We start from the raw sequence: 15,571 nt of genomic DNA, 5'->3' as shown, positions 1-15,571 counted from the left end.
CTTTTTGAAAAGTTCAGCTCCCACTTTAAGTATTCGCAATCTGTCTGCTACTTCCATTGGAAAAATCCAATGGAAGTATGAATTTCGTTCTGAATACCGCTTAGAGCAAATGTCCCAGAAAGTAAGTATGCCTTTTTTTATATGATCAACCACTCTTATAATCGGGAAAGGTTTCCTTTACCTCATATTGTTTCTTCGAATCCGAGTTTGCATACACATAAGCCAATAAGCGATCTTGATCAATTCCGAGAGAGTTAGCAACTTTTACGATATCTAATTCATAAGAAATGCTTGGAATTTGATTGGACTTGACGGACATATGCTTCAACCATCCTTCGAATAATGTAATTAATGGAAACTCAATCGGTAAATATGATATAGTTTTCTTACAAACATAAATCGGTACGATAAAGGCAAAACCACTGAAAAGTGGTGACGCAAAGCTACAGGGACTAAAATGGCATTCTGTGAATGTCCAAAATGTCAGCCAGCTACCGCCTCCGTCCGATTCATGTAGAAAGACTAGGAGGGAACAAAGATGATGGGAAAAATTTCGGTGGATGGTAGAATGAGTATGGATGTACAGCAATTAATTGATAACTTGCACCTTCCAGAAAGTGATCTTTTGAATATGTTCTCCTTTAAGTTTGATAACAACGTTTTAACCCAAGATGAAGCTATTCGGTTTATTCATTTTCTCCGAAGTGAACTGGACAAACGCACTCAATAAAGGAATTATGCACGAAAGCACACAAAAATACAGTCGGTTGATGTCTAAAGATTTATTTTTTTCAAATATATTTTAATCGCACAATTGTTGATTTCACGGGAAAAAATGAGAAAAGACAACGGGAATCCCGCTGTCTTTTTCTTATTTTTTGTCATATTTAGCGATTATTTATCCCGGAGAAGTCCGGTGTCATGCTTTCCCAATATTTGCGTTAACTCCTTCAGGAACATATTAATGTCCTTAAACTGCCGGTATACGGAGGCAAAGCGAATGTACGCCACTTCATCGACGGGGTACAGCTGTTCCATGACGATTTCTCCAATGCTTAAACTATCCACTTCAGCATGAGCCGTGGTGCGAAGCTGCATTTCCACTTCAGAAACCATCATCTCAAGCCTCTCCATCGATACAGGTCGCTTTTCACAAGCTCGAATCAAGCCTCTTAATATTTTCTCTCGACTAAATTCTTCCCTACTTCCATCTTTCTTAATCACGATTAACGGAGTTTCTTCCACCATCTCAAATGTGGTGAATCTTCTCGCGCATTTCTCACATTCTCGACGACGACGAATCGATTTGTTTTCATTGGCTGAACGTGAATCAAGAACTTTCGTACCGGAATAGTCACAGAACGGACACTTCATTCGCTATCTCTCCTTTCTCTCTTCTCTTCTTTGATCTATTACCATATGTTACATGTCATGAACTTAGGAGATATGCACACAATACTATTACCAAACGACAAGGAGGTGAACAGACATGGGCGCAGGACAAAACCGTAACAGCAATACTTTAGTTGTTCCTCAAGCTAACGCAGCCTTGGATCAGTTAAAATACGAAGTAGCGCAAGAACTTGGTATCGCCATCCCACAAGATGGTTATATGGGTAATATGGCTACTCGTGATGCTGGTGCCATTGGTGGTAACATCACTCGTCGCTTAGTACAAATCGCAGAGCAATCCTTGGCTGGTCAATTCAAGTAATCTTGAATCCTAGCTATTGAGCTCTAAAACAGGAAGTATTGGACTCTAAGCCCCCAAAAGGAGCTAGTCCAATGCTTCTTTGTTTATGTAGAGACGGAATCCTAATCCTTCTTTCCCCACTGCTGAGAATAAAGCTTCGTGTATTTCTCGTAATAATAGAGTACCCGCTGTACATAGTGACGTGTTTCTCCGAATGGAATCTGATTAATATGCTCTTCTGAACCATCCCAAACGTCATTTTGCTTCCATTTATTCACATTACCTTGACCTGCATTATAAGCCGCAATCGCATAAATTAAATTACCATTATAATGCTTCTTAAGCCAGCTCAAATACCAAGAACCAAGATTAATATTTACGTCCACTTTTAATAAATCTTCCTGCACATGAGGCCCTAAATTCGTGGATTCTACAATCCACTCTGCCGTATCAGGCATCAACTGCATGAGGCCTAAAGCACCCTTGCTTGACTCCAAATGATATTTATAATTCGTCTCCACCCTAATAATCGCAGCAATTAGAAATGGATCTATATTGTGTTTCGCCGCGCTCTGCCTAATTTCCTGCTCAAAATAGATCGGGTACAGCTTTCTTCCGATAAAATCACTATTCATAAAGAGAACCAGAACAAAACAAACAAGAAGCAGGGCAAAAACTCGTTTTTTACGTAAAAAGGTCATGAAAGCCCCTTTCCTAACCAAAACCGCTCCACTTCAGCGTTAGTTTCTTCCCATGTACCGCTGTTGTCAATGACAACATCCGCGAATTTACGTTTCTCCTCAATGGACATCTGAGCATCAATGCGATTATTCGCCGCACTTTCTGACAGTCCATCTCGCTGCATTAGCCGCTCCAACTGGACTGGACGGGGTACATAAACAACCATAACTTCTTGAAACATGAAGGATAAATTAGATTCGATTAATAAAGGGACATCGACCACAACAAGCTTGTCTGGAAATTGCCGTTCATAGGCCTCCATCTGTTCACGTATTTGTGCACGAATTGGCGGATGCAGAATACTTTCCAGCTGCTTGCGTGCCTCCGTATTACCAAAAATGATCTCGCCAAGCTTCTTGCGATGAAGTGAGCCATCTACCTGAAGAACAGCTTGTCCAAAATGTGCAGCAACCTGTTCAAGAACAGGGCTGCCGGGCTCGACGACATCGCGGGCTATCATATCCGCATCTACTAATAGGGCGCCGCGGCTAACCAGCATGGCGCTAACCGTGCTTTTGCCGCAAGCGATACCTCCTGTTAACCCGATATTCATGGGCAAATCTCTCCTAATCGTTTTCCACTCGGAAAACTTTCTCATATCCCAAAGATTTACGAAATACAGTAAAAGGACGTGCTACAACAATTTAAATAGACCCATGATAATAAGTACACATCCCGGAAGTACAGACAGTTTCTTCATCCAATTCATCTCCGCATACCGTAAACCAAACCGCAAACCTAATGCAATAAATAAACCACTTGATATCGAAATGACGGAAGCTGTTAACAGTGGAACGAAACCAATTAAAGCGGCGCCAATGCCTGCACCGAACGCATCCAAAGATAGCGCCAAACCAAGCAATGTTGCCTCTGAAGCCGAAATATTACCCGATTTGTCAACGTCTGCAATGGATGGCGTTCGCAAAATTTGAATAACCAGTCCGAAGCGTTTCAGCTCGATATTCAATATTTCCTTCGTTCTCTGCAACGTATCAAACGTGAGAATTTCTCCAGAACCCGGATGCTTACCCTCTGGTAAAGGAAGAACACCGCTTATCGATGCTTGATCTAAAGATGCGACTCTCCCCCGTTCCTGATGCTCTTGAGGCTTTTGTTGTCTCATTTGTGCCAATGCCCAGATGCCAATTCCGATTAATATAAGAGCACCGATTCGCTTAGCTACCAAGAGAGACATGAAGGACGACATCAGTACACCGATCTGCATCGAGCTGTAGATAATGATACCAGACCAAAGCGATATAATCCCAATGGAGAGGAGTGGAATTCGTATTTTACGTAATCCATACATCACACCGACGCCGAAGCCGTCCAAGGAAACTGCGAAAGCAAGAATAAGTAGTGAAACTACAGGAAGCATAATACCCCTCCTAAGAGTTATACCTAGAAACTAGCTTGTAAGCCGTTTATCTAGGCTAATTACTCCATATCATATGGGGAGGGGGGGCTTCAGGTGCCTATTTCTCTGACTTCTTTCGGTTTCTAGTCCGCTTTAACGGTTGGCAGGTTGGGCAAATATGCGTTCCTCTGCCGCCAACAACGGTTTTGTAGATCTCACTCCCGCATGTTTTACAGGGCTCGGACTGTCTGCCATAAATGTTCAGTTGATGCTGGAACAAGCCAATTTCGCCTTGTCCATTCACATACGATTTGATGGAGGACCCACCAACTTCAACTGATTCACGAAGGGTACGTATGATAGCTGAGTGAAGGAGTACGAGTTCCTTCTTGCTCAACGAGGAGGCTTCGCGCTCTGGATGAATGCCAGCCAAGAAAAGGGACTCGTCTACATAAATATTCCCGATACCCACGATATATTCTTGATTCAGCAGCAGCGGTTTTATCTTCGTCGAACGATGAGCGATCCGGTCTCGAAAAACCTCGAAGGTGAAGCCTTCATCAAGCGGTTCAAGTCCAAGCTTATGCAGCGGAGGCTGCGTGAGATCTTCCCCTTTGGGAAACAGATGCATCGTTCCAAATTGTCTAACATCCTTATAGCGGAGCTCGCTGCCATCGGTGAAGCGGAACAACACATGGGTGTGAAGCTCCAACGGATCTTCACCAGCATACAGACCGTACCGTCCTTCCATCCGCAGATGAGAAACCATGACGTAATCAGTAAGTATGAAGCGCAGAAATTTCCCTCTGCGTTCTATCGTCTCAACCGTCTGACCTTGCAGAAGAACCTCAAACATATGAATATCGTCCGGCTTTTGGATGATGCGAGGCAGTCTGACCTGAACTTGCTCAATCGTTTTTCCGGTGATTAAATTGTTCAGCGTACGTCTGACCGTTTCGACTTCGGGTAGTTCAGGCACGGATGTTCACCTCTTTTGTGTTGTTGATTGGCCAAGCGGGCGAGAAGGCGAGGCCGAGAGTGCCGGATTGGCTCGCTCAGGGGCTACGTCCTCCGGGTTGACCGATTTCAGTACTAGTGCAACTTACTTGGCATCGTACCAAGTAAGGCCGAAGTCGACGTCCGCGCTAAGCGGGACATCCAGTTTAAGGGCTGCAGCCATGACTTCCGGTACTACCCGGCGCATGGTCTCAAGCTCCTCTTCGGGGACTTCAAAGACGAGCTCATCGTGTACTTGAAGCAGCATGCGGCTCTTGAGTCCGTCTTGTTTCAAACGGTCGGCCATCTGGACCATGGCTAGTTTAATGATATCAGCAGCCGTCCCTTGTATCGGCGTATTCATCGCTGTTCGTTCAGCGAAGGAACGCAGATTAAAGTTCGATGCCGTGATCTCGGGAAGATAGCGGCGACGCTGCAGCAAGGTCGTGACATAACCGTCCCTGCGAGCATCCTTCACGATATCGTCCATATATTTGCGAACCCCTTGAAATACAGCAAAATACTGTTCAATGAACTGGGCTGCATCCCTGCGGGTAATGTCTAAGTTCTGGGACAAGCCGTAGTCGCTGATGCCGTAAACGATCCCGAAGTTGACGGCTTTGGCCTGACGGCGCATGTTCGCGTCGACAGCGCTCTCTTCTACCCCGAAGACGTCCATGGCTGTCTTCGTGTGGATGTCCATATTCTGAAGGAACGCTTCCTTCAGATTCTCATCCTGCGAGATGTGCGCAAGCACGCGCAGCTCGATCTGCGAGTAATCCGCAGCAAGAATGTACCATCCAGGCTCGGATGGAACGAATACCTTGCGGATCTTACGGCCTTCCTCCAGACGAATAGGAATATTCTGGAGGTTCGGGAATTGGCTGCTGAGCCGGCCCGTGGCGGCAATCGTCTGCCGGTAATAGGTATGCACCTTACCGGTCTCCGGCCGCACCTCTTTAAGCAGCCCTTCGACGTACGTCGATTGCAGCTTCGCAAGCGAACGGTAGTTCAAAATCTCCCCTACGACTTCGTGGTAGGGCGCAAGGCGCTCAAGCACCTCGGCATCCGTCGAGTAGCCGGTTTTGGTCTTCTTCCAAGCTGGCAGCCCCAGCTTCTCGAACAAGATCTCGCCAAGCTGCTTCGGCGAGTTGATGTTGAACTCTACGCCGGCGAGCGTGTAGATGCGGGTCATGATCGCATCCAGCTTGCCTGCAAGCTCCACGCCGAATGCTTTGAGCCCCTCGGCATCCAGCGCTATGCCGCGCAGCTCCATCTCCGCGAGAACGCCTGCTAGCGGCAGCTCTAGCTCGTAGAAGAGGCTATGCATCTCACTCTTCTCCAGTTCTTCGCGCAGCACGGGCACGATGCGCGCAATGGCCATCGCTTTGCGGCCCAAGTGGTCGCTAAGCGCAGCAAGCTCAGGCAAGCGAAACTTCGCTCCCTTGCCGAACACTTCCTCGTCGGTCTTAACGCCCGGCAGGCTGTACTTGCCCGTCAAGCCGCTCAAGCTAAGATTCGACTCTGTCGGATCGAGTAAGTAAGCGGCCAGCAGAGCATCGAAGTCCACCCCTTTGAGGTGGATGCCTTGCCAAGCCATCACCAGCTGGGCACGGTGCTGGTCGAAGAGCTGCTTCTTCTTGGAATCATCGCCTAGCCAAGTGCGCAGCGGCTCGCCCGCTTCGCTCTTCAGCAGCGCTAAAGGCACGAAGTAAGATGTATTCGTTTCCCCATCATACGTAAACCAGACAACGCCAACCCCCACAGCTTGATGCGGATTTTCCCCAACAGCCTCAACATGGATGGCAGCGTTATCGCCTATTTTACCAATCAACTCATCCATGTTGTCTTTGGTTACAACAACTGCAACCAAACTCTCGACAACTTGATCTTCCGACACGCTGCTTGGCCCGAAATCCATCTTTTCCAGGAGGGATTTGAATTCCAGCTTGCGGAACATACTGGATAAAGCTTGTCCATCAAAGCCATCGTAGCGGAAAACATCCCACTCGGTTTCCATCGGCACTTCGCGGAAAATCGTCGCAAGTTCCTTACTCATGATGGCGTCCTTGGCATGCTCTTCCACTTTTTCTTTCATCTTGCCTTTGAGGCTAGCCGAATTGGCCAGAACTTCTTCCACGGAACCAAACTCATGTAACATCTTGAGTGCCGTTTTTTCCCCGACACCCGGAATGCCTGGAATATTATCCGACGTATCGCCCATCAACCCTTTGAGGTCGATAATTTGAGCAGGCGTGAGGCCGTATCTCTCTTTTATTTCTGCAGGATTATAAAGATCAACTTCACTAATTCCTTTACGTGTGATCGCAACGGTCACATGCTCAGAAGCCAGCTGCAGCATATCCTTATCCCCCGAAACGAGAAGCACCTTCTCGCCTCTTTCATCAGCTGCCTTGGTCAAGGTTCCAATGATATCGTCAGCCTCATAGCCTGTCAGCTCAAACTGTGGAATCTTGAAAGCTTGAAGCAGCTCTTTGATCAGCGGAAACTGCTCGGAGAGCTCAGACGGCGTTTTGGCACGTCCACCTTTATATTCCGTGTATTCTTTGTGTCTAAACGTTATTTTCCCAGCGTCGAACGCAACGAGAAAATGCGTAGGTTTTTCTTCTTCTATTAATTTCAGCAGCATCGTTGTAAATCCATAAACCGCATTCGTGTGTAAACCATTAGAATTACTGAGCAGAGGTAAAGCATAAAAAGCTCGATTCGCGATAGAGTTACCATCAATAATAATAAGCTTATCCATAAGTTCGCACCCCGATTTTTGACATACTTCCTTCATCATAGCATACGAAATAAAAATAAAAAAACAGTTCCGCACATAAACATGTATGGAATCCATTATTCAATGGGCCGGTCTTCAGAAGGAGGTTCTCCATATGAGCCCTTTTTTCTCACCAATACGCAAAAAGGTTATTTTTTTCGATATGAATAATACGATCCTGGATCGCAGACAATGCTTTGATTCGGCATTCCTTGAAGTCATGAACGACTTTACAGCAAGATGGGATCCGGGCGAAATGCTTTTTACAGCCCAAGAAGCCCTACAAAGCTATAAGATGGAGTGGAGCCGTCACCGAAAGGCACCGATTAGGAGTCCCATATCCCCTGATGAGCTGCGCCACATTTGTTTGCGTAAAGCTCTTCAGCCTATGCCGGTGAACGTAAGTCCTGCTTTTACACGGTCTTTTTTCGAACAGGTAGAAGAACAGGAAGATAACTTCGTTGCCCTCTTTCCCGGTGTTGAAGACACACTTGAGGCGTTATCACATAACTATAAACTGGCTATCATTAGTAATGGAAATCGGAAGAGGTTGCAGAGCAATTTGGAGAAAATGAAACTTACCAGGTGGATCGATCAAGATCGTTTATTTAGTTCGGAGAAGGATGGACCGCGAAAGCCGCACCCCGCTATCTTTGAGAGAGCCCTAAAGACGATGAGCACGGCTTCAAACCAAAGTGTTATGGTTGGAAATTCGTGGCGTAATGATGTGGTGGGGGCCGCGTCAAGCGGCATGGATGCGATCTGGATCCATCCGGGGAATATTAAGAAAATATCGGAGCGCCGAATCGGCAAACAGAAGGTCATCATAATCCGTTCTTTTAAACAATTGTTATACACATTCTAATTCAATGAAATAATAAATACTTCCTTGATGCGCTTTTGCTTTCTTTTTGAGTAAAGCCGCTGTTTGGGAAATGTGTTCGAGTGAAATGGGAGATTCGCAGACACAGACGACTAAAGATAGCGAAAGCGTAACTCCCTCGCTCTTTACCTTGTTGCCGCTCCGATCCCATACATACTCCCACTCCTCATCCTCATAGAACATCTGCACACCTTGTTCGAAGCGGCGAATGATTTCCTGACACAGTTGTTTTGGAGATAACGTGGCTGAGATCGCGATAAAATCATCGCCTCCCACATGCCCGACAAAATCATGCGGAGTCCCACAAACCGCAATGGATTGCTGCATAACATCCGCTGTATATTGAATCAGTTGGTCCCCTTTTTGAAATCCAAACCGATCATTGAACCACTTGAAGTAATCCAAATCCGCATATACCACATGAAACGGTTTGTTCTCACTTATCCTCTTGTTCAATTCGCGCTTGATTTGCAAATTGCCTGGCAGTCCTGTTAGTGGATTGGCCACACGCGCAGACTCCATACGTACATTCGTTATACTCTCAAGAATCGTTCGGATGGATGCTACTCCTCCCATCTTCCCATTACTTGTAACGATGACAAGGTCGTATAAGTGGTTGATTGCGCGTGAGGTAGCCATTTGTGATACTTCCTCAACAGGCATGAGCTCGTCCACAATCAGCGGCGATTCATCCATAATGCTGTCAATGGTTCGATTCCAGACAAAGAGAAGGCGTATTGCCCGGTTAATTGCTGAAATAAACGGTCTTTCATCATGAGGCCAGCCGGCACTTCTTCATCCACGATGACAACACCCACAGCCTCTTGATTTTTTTTGAAGTATTCAGCCACTTCCGAAATCAGTTTTTTCTTGTCAAACACTTTCACAGGAGTTTTCAGGTCGCCAATGTTCCAAGTCATATTGCCTCCTTGTACTTTGCGATGCTGCCAAATCAGCATTTTATGGGTGTCCTGTACCTTCGCGGGAGATTCATTTGGCTTTCCAAGTAAAAAGCCTTGGGCATAATGCACGCCGAGTCGTGTTAATTTGGTTAGTTCGTCCGCATGTTCAATGCCTTCAGCAATAAGGGAAATGTTCATTTTATGGGCAAAAGTAACGAACGTTTCAAGGATATACTCTTTTACTTTGTTTTTATGTATATTTTCAATGAGGGAACGATCAATCTTAATAAAATCCGGTTGAAGTTCCGCAATCGCTTGTAGGGAGGAATATCCCGCACCAGCATCATCTATGGCAATTCGATAGCCTTGTTTACGGTAATGCTCCAGAATCTTTTGAGCTAAGGAGAAATCCTCAATCGAACTTCTTTCCGTAATTTCAAAAACGACATTGCTGGGGCGCAGACCGTATTTCTGTAAAATCTCAAGCGTTTTACCAGGAACAAACCCGGGATCATAAAGCACTTGTGATGAAATATTGATAAAAAGCAATTGCTGCGGATGCTCCAAAATGGATCCTTGAATCGCTTTTTCACGCGCAATCTGCTCAAGCATATAGAGCTCACCTTGCTGTTCTGCGAATTGAAACATGGATAAAGGTGAATGAAAGGGACTATCTTTGGGACCTCGTATTAACGCTTCATACCCCATGACTTGACTATCCTGCAGGGAGATAATAGGTTGATAAACGGAATAAATGTGCTCTTTATTTATCATATTATAAAATTGTTCCAGCATTTCTGACTGAGTATTCATGTCCATCATTCCTTACCTGAATATACTTATTTCTCTAGTCTATCAAACCAAATGACTGGCTTTATTATCCATATGTAAAATGTATGTAAAGACTTTACGAAAAAAAGAGGGAATTCAAACTTTTCCCCGAAAAAGAGAGGGATGGATTGTTAGGTGCGTACAAGCTTGTACAAGCACGGAAAGGATTTGAAATGGAACAACAAGTAAAAATCTTGGCGGTAGATGACCGTTACGAGAACTTGCTGGCTCTGAATAGCATTCTGGCCTCTTCCAACTATGACGTTATTTCGCTGCAATCAGGCGAGGAAGTTCTGAGATATTTATTAAAAGAACCCGCTGATCATATCGCTGTCATCTTGATGGATGTGCAAATGCCTGGACTTAGCGGCTTTGAGACGGCCGAACTGATCAAGCAGCGGAAAGCTTGTCAGGATATTCCCATCATCTTCCTAACGGCTCTAAGTACCTCTATTGAGCATGTGTTGAAGGGCTATCATGTGGGCTCTATTGATTATTTATTCAAACCTATTCATCCTAAAATGCTGCGCATGAAAGTCGATGGCTTCGTTAACATGCACCTCAATCATCAAAAAATCAAATATCAAAGTGAACTGCTGCATAAGCGAACGCTAGATCTCGAAGAGACCAATCGTAAGTTGGCTGAAGCGGAAGAGAAATTAAAGCAGCAAAATTTTCTTTTGGAACAATGGGTGGAAGAGCGAACAGCCGAATTAGTAGATGCTCATGAAAAGCTGATAAAATCACAAGAACACTTCAAGAAAATGTTCATGCTCTCTCCATCTTTGATGGCTATCCGCCGTCTACCTGACCTCACCTATCTCGAAATTAATGAAAGCTGGAAACAATATACAGGCTATGGCGATGAAATCATTGGAACAACACTAGATCTTTTACGAGCTGAAGTGGGTGATACAAGGAATTTTAATGATGTCATCCATAATTGCAAGGTCAAGTATGAAACCAAGTCTAAGGAAATTCGAACAGCCCTGCTTTCAACGGAAATCATCGATATTGAAAATGAAAGCTGCTTGCTAGAAGTTGCCGTCGATATCACGGAAAGCTTGCGATTTGAATCGGAAATGGCTCGTCTAGCCCAACTCAATCTAGTTGGGGAAATGGCCGCCGGTATTGCCCACGAGATTCGCAACCCGATGACGACCATTCGTGGCTTCCTCCAATTATTTCGCGAGAACGATCGTCATATGCAAAAAGAATACATCCCCATCATGCTAGAAGAGTTGGATCGAGCGAACGAAATTATTACCGAATATTTATCCCTAGCCAAAAATAAGCAGTCCCACCAACAGCCCGAAAATATCAACCGTATTATCGAAATGCTCCTCCCCCTCATCCAAGCAGAAGCCGTCATGTCCGGCAAGCATGTTCATTTCCAATTCATGGATTGTCCCGTCATTCAACTCGACGATAAGGAAATGCGTCAACTCATATTGAATATGTGTATGAATGGTCTGGAAGCCATGAGCCTCGGCGGTAAGCTGAGAATTGAAACATATACCGAGACCGAACATGTCGTCCTGCTTATCGCTGATGAAGGTATAGGAATTAATGAGGAACATCTGGAGAAGCTAGGAAGACCTTTCTTCACGACCAAAGACGAAGGTACAGGGCTTGGTTTAGCTATTTGCTACAGCATCGCAGCCAGGCACCATGCATCGATTGAAGTTCAGTCAAGTGAAAAAGGAACTACCTTTCTCATTCGCTTTCCGATTACAGCCTCACGCACATGAAAAAGGGACGCTCACAAGTCTTAATGACTTAGGAGCGCGTCCCTTCTATACTGGATTTTATTACACATTCAAATCCTTGCGTTTCCCTGTGACCATATAAATAACACCTTCACCGATATTTGTTGTGTGATCGGCTACACGCTCTAAGAAATGAGCAACAAACAATAAATGGGTTAATTGACGGTTACGATTGTAATCCGAACCCATCATCCCCATCAATTCCTGCATCACCGAGCTGTATAGCTTATCCACGCGGTCATCCATCTCGGCAAGCGATGCAGCTCTATGAACATCTCGCTCCGTATAAGAAACGAGGCTCTCATGAAGCATCTCAATGGCAATATCGGCCATTTCAGGAATGATTTCGAGCGGCTTAACAAGCTCTTCTCCAGCGAGACGGATCGTAATCTTTGCAATATCTACGGCATGATCAGCAATTCGTTCCAAGTCTGTAGCGATTTTCAAAGCCGTTCCAATGATTCGCAGATCACTTGCCATTGGTTGTTGTAAAGCAATTAATCGAAGGCTAAGCTCGTCTATCGTCATTAAATAATCATCAATGCGGTCATCATTTTTAATAACTTGCTGCGCAGCATTCTCATCGAACTTAGCTAATGACTCCACCGACTTGAGAATCAAATCCTTAACGCTTTCCCCCATATCCTGTAATTCTTTTTGCAAAAGTGACAATGATTGATGAAACCCAGGTCTTGCATCCATTTTGTGTCTCTCCCCTCAGTTGTAGTTTGCTGTTGTCCCCGGACAGGCCTAGAGCATACGGTTCAAGGTGCTCATGTAGGTGGATTCCCCACACGAATAATAAATTTAATTTGTCCGCTTTAATCTTATGCTTGGTCGCCACGATTTATTTCCCCAAGAGAAGTCTTCTTGTAAAATTTAAATAATACTAACGTTAAAATCCCTCTACTCTTCCCTATCGGAAGCTTAGAGGGATTTTAAATTTTCGAGTAATACGATAAAAGCGTATCTAATGTAATCTAAGACAGGCAACCTATAATTACTGCCTAATGCACAAACCGACCTTCCTCAGGAATCGCTATTTTCTCGAAATCCTCCGCCAGACGGCCTAGTTCGCGGCTTAGTTCTTCACCGTTCATTGGTTTTCCATGTCCCGTTATCGCTAGAGTTGGATGTAACGCTTGAAGCTTTCTTACCGAATCCCCGGCTGCTTGCCAGTCTGTCGTGAAATACTTGGGAGGTCCGCTTATTTCTTGTTCTTGTGTGAACACCTTGTAAAGTGATTCTTGTTTAACGGTAACGAAGGCATCACCAGCAATTAATGAACCATCTTTGGCTCGAAAAAGAGAAATGTGTCCTGGTGTGTGTCCCGGTGTATGAATCCACTGCCATCCCTTCAGTCCAGGAACGATGCCATTAGCAGGTAAAGGATGTACATGATTACCGATGTCAATACCGTGGTTTGGAAACAGGGGCGACAGCTCGCTTACAAGCCCGCCATCTACCGTTGAATCCCCTTTAGGATAATTAGATTTTCCTGTCAAATAAGGGATTTCCAACTCATGCGCATATACCGGAACATCCCAGTATTCCAAAAGACTTTCTATAGCCCCGACATGGTCGAAATGTCCATGCGTCAAAATAATCGCCGTAGGCTTCTTATGGGCTCCAAAACGCTCCTCAGCGACACGAATGATCTCATCTGCCGATTGCGGCATGCCAGCGTCAACTAAAAACCATTCTTTATCCCTGCTTGTTGGGTTGCCAATGAAACAAATATTCACGATCTGAATGCAGTAACCATATATATCAATGGCTATTTCCTTGCCTTCACCGCTGGATAATGTTGTCAGCGGGATATACGTATGCTCATATGTATGCTCCATATAAACCTCTCCTCATCATTGCAAATTCCACATTACTATCCCCATTTTGCTATTAAATTACTCCATATTTCTCAATATGAAATGTGTTATTGAACAAAAAAAAAGGCCAGAGTCTAGCGACTCTTAGCCTATCTTTTCATAATAAGTCTTAGGGGTAATTGCGCTTATTTCGCAATCTCATCCGTCGCTTTAATGTTACGCAAGATGCTCACTTCAACTCGGCGGTTCTTCGCTCTACCTTCTGTTGTATTATTTTCTGTGATCGGCCGGTATTCGCCAAATCCGACCGAAGAGTAGGAAGCAGGTTCAATTTTACTGTTATTCAGAAGTATTTTCATAAAATTGACTGCACGCTTGGCGCTTAGATCCCAGTTCGTTTCAAAATCTGCTCGATGAATCGGGATATTATCCGTATGACCTGCTACTTCAACCTCATATCCAGGATAATTCCCCAACAAATTAGACATGGAAACAGCTAGTTTTTGTGATTCTTGTTTAATCGTAGCCGAACCTGAATCAAACAGTGCACGGTCACTAATCGTAATGGTCAGCTTCTCATTATCCAGCTTCGTGGTTAGCTGCTCACTCATGTTGTTTTCTTTAATGTACGCATCCATGCTTTGCTTTAACTCTTTGAGATCCTTCTCTTCCTTCTGCAGCTTGGCAGCCAGCTGACTGTCGGTTTTACTCTCTTCCTTCGGCGGAGGGTTCTGGTTCTTATTATTATTTTTGGTAGAATTCGCCGCATCATCAATCGGAATCAAATTCGACATCGCGAAGGGCGCTTCCCCCCCCGAGAAGGCATTGTTCAAGGACCGCATTATCGAATCGTATTTCTTAGAATCCACCTGACTAGATGCAAACAAAATGATAAAGAGGGCTAGAAGCAAGGTAAGCAAATCCGCATAGGGAATGAGCCAGGTTTCATCAATATGTTCTTCATGATCCTCATGCTTCTTCTTTTTACTCACTGCGAAGCGGCCCCCTTCGAATCTTCGTCATATGACGCTCGTTCACTATTGGCAACGAAGATCATCATTTTTTGCTTCACGGAATTGGCAGATACACCGGATTGAATGGAAAGTAGTCCTTCCACGACCATAAGTTTAATTTCTACTTCTTTCTTAGACTTTTGCTTCAGCTTATTGGCAAAAGGGTGAAAAATAACGTACCCAAGGAAAATCCCGAACATCGTTGCAACAAAGGCTGCTGAAATCAGATGACCTAATTTCTCTACTTCACTCAAATTACCAAGCGCAGCAATGAGCCCAACAACGGCGCCAAGTACCCCAAGTGTAGGTGCATATGTACCTGCTTGCGTAAAAATACTTGCATATTTCTTATGTCTTGTTTCCATCTCCGCAATATCTTCGAGCAATACGTCACGTACGAAATCTGCGTCATTTCCATCAATAATGAGGCGCATGCCGCTTTTCATAAAAGGGTCTGACAGCTCTTCTGCTTGCTTTTCCAAGGAAAGTAATCCTTCACGACGTGTAATGGATACCCATTCGATGAATGTTTCGATCAGTTCTTTTTTAGGCATTAATTTCTGTTCGGTAAAAATAATTTTCAATAAGGTCGGAATCTTCTTTATTTCTTCCATTGAAAAAGCGATAAATAAGGCCGATGCTGTACCACCAAAAATAATTAAGGCAGCCGCAGGATTCAGCAGTGCAGCCAGGCTTGCCCCTTTCAATACCATACCCACACCAATGGATATAAAGGCTAAAACAATTCCGATTAGTGATGACTTCTCCATATTCA

17 protein-coding genes and 1 riboswitch are annotated in these 15,571 nt (G+C 44.6%); of the genes, 4 read left to right on the top strand and 13 right to left on the bottom strand.

Annotated elements, in window-relative coordinates; genetic code table 11:
* Nucleotides 1-145 precede the first annotated feature (145 nt).
* Nucleotides 146-319 carry a hypothetical protein gene (locus tag QFZ80_RS04650; protein ID WP_307548426.1) on the bottom strand — a complete coding sequence of 58 codons (174 nt, stop codon included), beginning with the start codon at nt 317-319 and terminating at the stop codon, nt 146-148.
* 83 nt (nt 320-402) lie between these two features.
* A riboswitch (cyclic di-GMP riboswitch) is annotated at nt 403-499 on the top strand.
* Between the two features lie 39 nt (nt 500-538).
* Between QFZ80_RS04650 and QFZ80_RS04645 the strand changes: the two genes are divergently transcribed.
* Nucleotides 539-730 carry a hypothetical protein gene (locus tag QFZ80_RS04645; protein WP_307557500.1) on the top strand — a complete coding sequence of 64 codons (192 nt, stop codon included), beginning with the start codon at nt 539-541 and terminating at the stop codon, nt 728-730.
* A 164-nt stretch (nt 731-894) separates the two neighbouring features.
* Here the strand turns inward: QFZ80_RS04645 and nrdR are convergent, their stop codons facing one another.
* Entirely contained in the window at nt 895-1,374 is a 480-nt protein-coding gene (nrdR, locus tag QFZ80_RS04640; RefSeq protein ID WP_029199331.1) for a transcriptional regulator NrdR, read from the bottom strand.
* A gap of 115 nt (nt 1,375-1,489) precedes the next feature.
* Here nrdR and QFZ80_RS04635 point away from each other — a divergent pair, with 115 nt between their 5' ends.
* A complete protein-coding gene (locus tag QFZ80_RS04635) occupies nt 1,490-1,714 on the top strand; it encodes an alpha/beta-type small acid-soluble spore protein (protein ID WP_029199330.1) in 225 nt (74 codons plus the stop codon).
* A gap of 101 nt (nt 1,715-1,815) precedes the next feature.
* On the opposite strand, the gene QFZ80_RS04630 is transcribed toward QFZ80_RS04635, so the two are convergent.
* The 5 genes from QFZ80_RS04630 to polA all read right to left on the bottom strand — a co-directional run bounded on the left by QFZ80_RS04630 (nt 1,816) and on the right by polA (nt 7,554).
* Nucleotides 1,816-2,394: a lytic transglycosylase domain-containing protein gene (locus QFZ80_RS04630; protein ID WP_307548432.1), complete on the bottom strand. Its 579-nt coding sequence runs from the start codon at nt 2,392-2,394 to the stop codon at nt 1,816-1,818.
* Nucleotides 2,391-2,987 (bottom strand): dephospho-CoA kinase, encoded by a 597-nt coding sequence (coaE, locus tag QFZ80_RS04625; protein ID WP_307548434.1) that lies wholly within the window; start codon nt 2,985-2,987, stop codon nt 2,391-2,393. The genes QFZ80_RS04630 and coaE overlap by 4 nt, the downstream gene beginning before the upstream one ends.
* 81 nt (nt 2,988-3,068) lie before the next feature.
* A complete protein-coding gene (locus QFZ80_RS04620; protein ID WP_307557498.1) occupies nt 3,069-3,812 on the bottom strand; it encodes an MntP/YtaF family protein in 744 nt (247 codons plus the stop codon).
* 97 nt (nt 3,813-3,909) lie between these two features.
* Nucleotides 3,910-4,770, bottom strand: coding sequence for a DNA-formamidopyrimidine glycosylase (gene mutM, locus QFZ80_RS04615; protein WP_307557495.1), 861 nt, complete (start codon nt 4,768-4,770; stop codon nt 3,910-3,912).
* Between the two features lie 123 nt (nt 4,771-4,893).
* The gene (gene polA / locus QFZ80_RS04610; RefSeq protein ID WP_307557493.1) at nt 4,894-7,554 is read right to left on the bottom strand and encodes a DNA polymerase I; all 2,661 of its coding nucleotides are present in this window, start codon (nt 7,552-7,554) and stop codon (nt 4,894-4,896) included.
* A 133-nt stretch (nt 7,555-7,687) separates the two neighbouring features.
* Here polA and QFZ80_RS04605 point away from each other — a divergent pair, with 133 nt between their 5' ends.
* Nucleotides 7,688-8,437, top strand: a complete 750-nt coding sequence (locus tag QFZ80_RS04605) for an HAD family hydrolase (RefSeq protein ID WP_307548442.1) — start codon at nt 7,688-7,690, stop codon at nt 8,435-8,437.
* Here the strand turns inward: QFZ80_RS04605 and QFZ80_RS04600 are convergent.
* The gene (locus QFZ80_RS04600) at nt 8,423-9,094 is read right to left on the bottom strand and encodes a GGDEF domain-containing protein (RefSeq protein WP_307557491.1); all 672 of its coding nucleotides are present in this window, start codon (nt 9,092-9,094) and stop codon (nt 8,423-8,425) included. The two genes, QFZ80_RS04605 and QFZ80_RS04600, sit on opposite strands and share 15 nt — an antisense overlap.
* Nucleotides 9,095-9,132: 38 nt before the next feature.
* On the bottom strand, nt 9,133-10,170 hold the full coding sequence (locus QFZ80_RS04595) for an EAL domain-containing protein (RefSeq protein ID WP_307557489.1): 1,038 nt from the start codon (nt 10,168-10,170) through the stop codon (nt 9,133-9,135).
* Between the two features lie 191 nt (nt 10,171-10,361).
* Between QFZ80_RS04595 and QFZ80_RS04590 the strand changes: the two genes are divergently transcribed.
* On the top strand, nt 10,362-11,939 hold the full coding sequence (locus QFZ80_RS04590) for an ATP-binding protein (RefSeq protein ID WP_307548446.1): 1,578 nt from the start codon (nt 10,362-10,364) through the stop codon (nt 11,937-11,939).
* A 60-nt stretch (nt 11,940-11,999) separates the two neighbouring features.
* On the opposite strand, the gene phoU is transcribed toward QFZ80_RS04590, so the two are convergent.
* The 4 genes from phoU to motA form a co-directional block, all read right to left on the bottom strand.
* Nucleotides 12,000-12,659: a phosphate signaling complex protein PhoU gene (gene phoU / locus QFZ80_RS04585; RefSeq protein WP_307548448.1), complete on the bottom strand. Its 660-nt coding sequence runs from the start codon at nt 12,657-12,659 to the stop codon at nt 12,000-12,002.
* Nucleotides 12,660-12,964: 305 nt separating this feature from the next.
* Nucleotides 12,965-13,804 (bottom strand): MBL fold metallo-hydrolase, encoded by an 840-nt coding sequence (locus tag QFZ80_RS04580; RefSeq protein ID WP_307557487.1) that lies wholly within the window; start codon nt 13,802-13,804, stop codon nt 12,965-12,967.
* 164 nt (nt 13,805-13,968) lie between these two features.
* The gene (gene motB / locus QFZ80_RS04575) at nt 13,969-14,775 is read right to left on the bottom strand and encodes a flagellar motor protein MotB (RefSeq protein WP_307557485.1); all 807 of its coding nucleotides are present in this window, start codon (nt 14,773-14,775) and stop codon (nt 13,969-13,971) included.
* A complete protein-coding gene (gene motA / locus QFZ80_RS04570; protein WP_307548454.1) occupies nt 14,772-15,566 on the bottom strand; it encodes a flagellar motor stator protein MotA in 795 nt (264 codons plus the stop codon). The genes motB and motA overlap by 4 nt, the downstream gene beginning before the upstream one ends.
* Between the last annotated feature and the right edge of the window lie 5 nt (nt 15,567-15,571).

The organism is Paenibacillus sp. V4I7 (assembly GCF_030817275.1).
In the GTDB taxonomy this organism is placed as follows: domain Bacteria; phylum Bacillota; class Bacilli; order Paenibacillales; family NBRC-103111; genus Paenibacillus_E.
Note: the sequence above shows the minus strand (reverse complement) of the source record. Positions and strands in the feature narration are given on the sequence as shown.

Bases quoted from the DNA above. Each gene is read 5' to 3' on its own strand.
- QFZ80_RS04650 (WP_307548426.1), bottom strand. From the start codon at position 319: ATGTCCGTCAAGTCCAATCAAATTCCAAGCATTTCTTATGAATTAGAT.
- QFZ80_RS04595 (WP_307557489.1), bottom strand. From the start codon at position 10,170: ATGAATACTCAGTCAGAAATGCTGGAACAATTTTATAATATGATAAAT.
- phoU (WP_307548448.1), bottom strand. From the start codon at position 12,659: ATGGATGCAAGACCTGGGTTTCATCAATCATTGTCACTTTTGCAAAAA.
- motA (WP_307548454.1), bottom strand. From the start codon at position 15,566: ATGGAGAAGTCATCACTAATCGGAATTGTTTTAGCCTTTATATCCATT.
- nrdR (WP_029199331.1), bottom strand. From the start codon at position 1,374: ATGAAGTGTCCGTTCTGTGACTATTCCGGTACGAAAGTTCTTGATTCA.
- QFZ80_RS04580 (WP_307557487.1), bottom strand. From the start codon at position 13,804: ATGGAGCATACATATGAGCATACGTATATCCCGCTGACAACATTATCC.
- QFZ80_RS04635 (WP_029199330.1), top strand. From the start codon at position 1,490: ATGGGCGCAGGACAAAACCGTAACAGCAATACTTTAGTTGTTCCTCAA.
- QFZ80_RS04620 (WP_307557498.1), bottom strand. From the start codon at position 3,812: ATGCTTCCTGTAGTTTCACTACTTATTCTTGCTTTCGCAGTTTCCTTG.
- coaE (WP_307548434.1), bottom strand. From the start codon at position 2,987: ATGAATATCGGGTTAACAGGAGGTATCGCTTGCGGCAAAAGCACGGTT.
- polA (WP_307557493.1), bottom strand. From the start codon at position 7,554: ATGGATAAGCTTATTATTATTGATGGTAACTCTATCGCGAATCGAGCT.
- QFZ80_RS04605 (WP_307548442.1), top strand. From the start codon at position 7,688: ATGAGCCCTTTTTTCTCACCAATACGCAAAAAGGTTATTTTTTTCGAT.
- QFZ80_RS04630 (WP_307548432.1), bottom strand. From the start codon at position 2,394: ATGACCTTTTTACGTAAAAAACGAGTTTTTGCCCTGCTTCTTGTTTGT.
- QFZ80_RS04600 (WP_307557491.1), bottom strand. From the start codon at position 9,094: ATGGCTACCTCACGCGCAATCAACCACTTATACGACCTTGTCATCGTT.
- QFZ80_RS04645 (WP_307557500.1), top strand. From the start codon at position 539: ATGATGGGAAAAATTTCGGTGGATGGTAGAATGAGTATGGATGTACAG.
- QFZ80_RS04590 (WP_307548446.1), top strand. From the start codon at position 10,362: ATGGAACAACAAGTAAAAATCTTGGCGGTAGATGACCGTTACGAGAAC.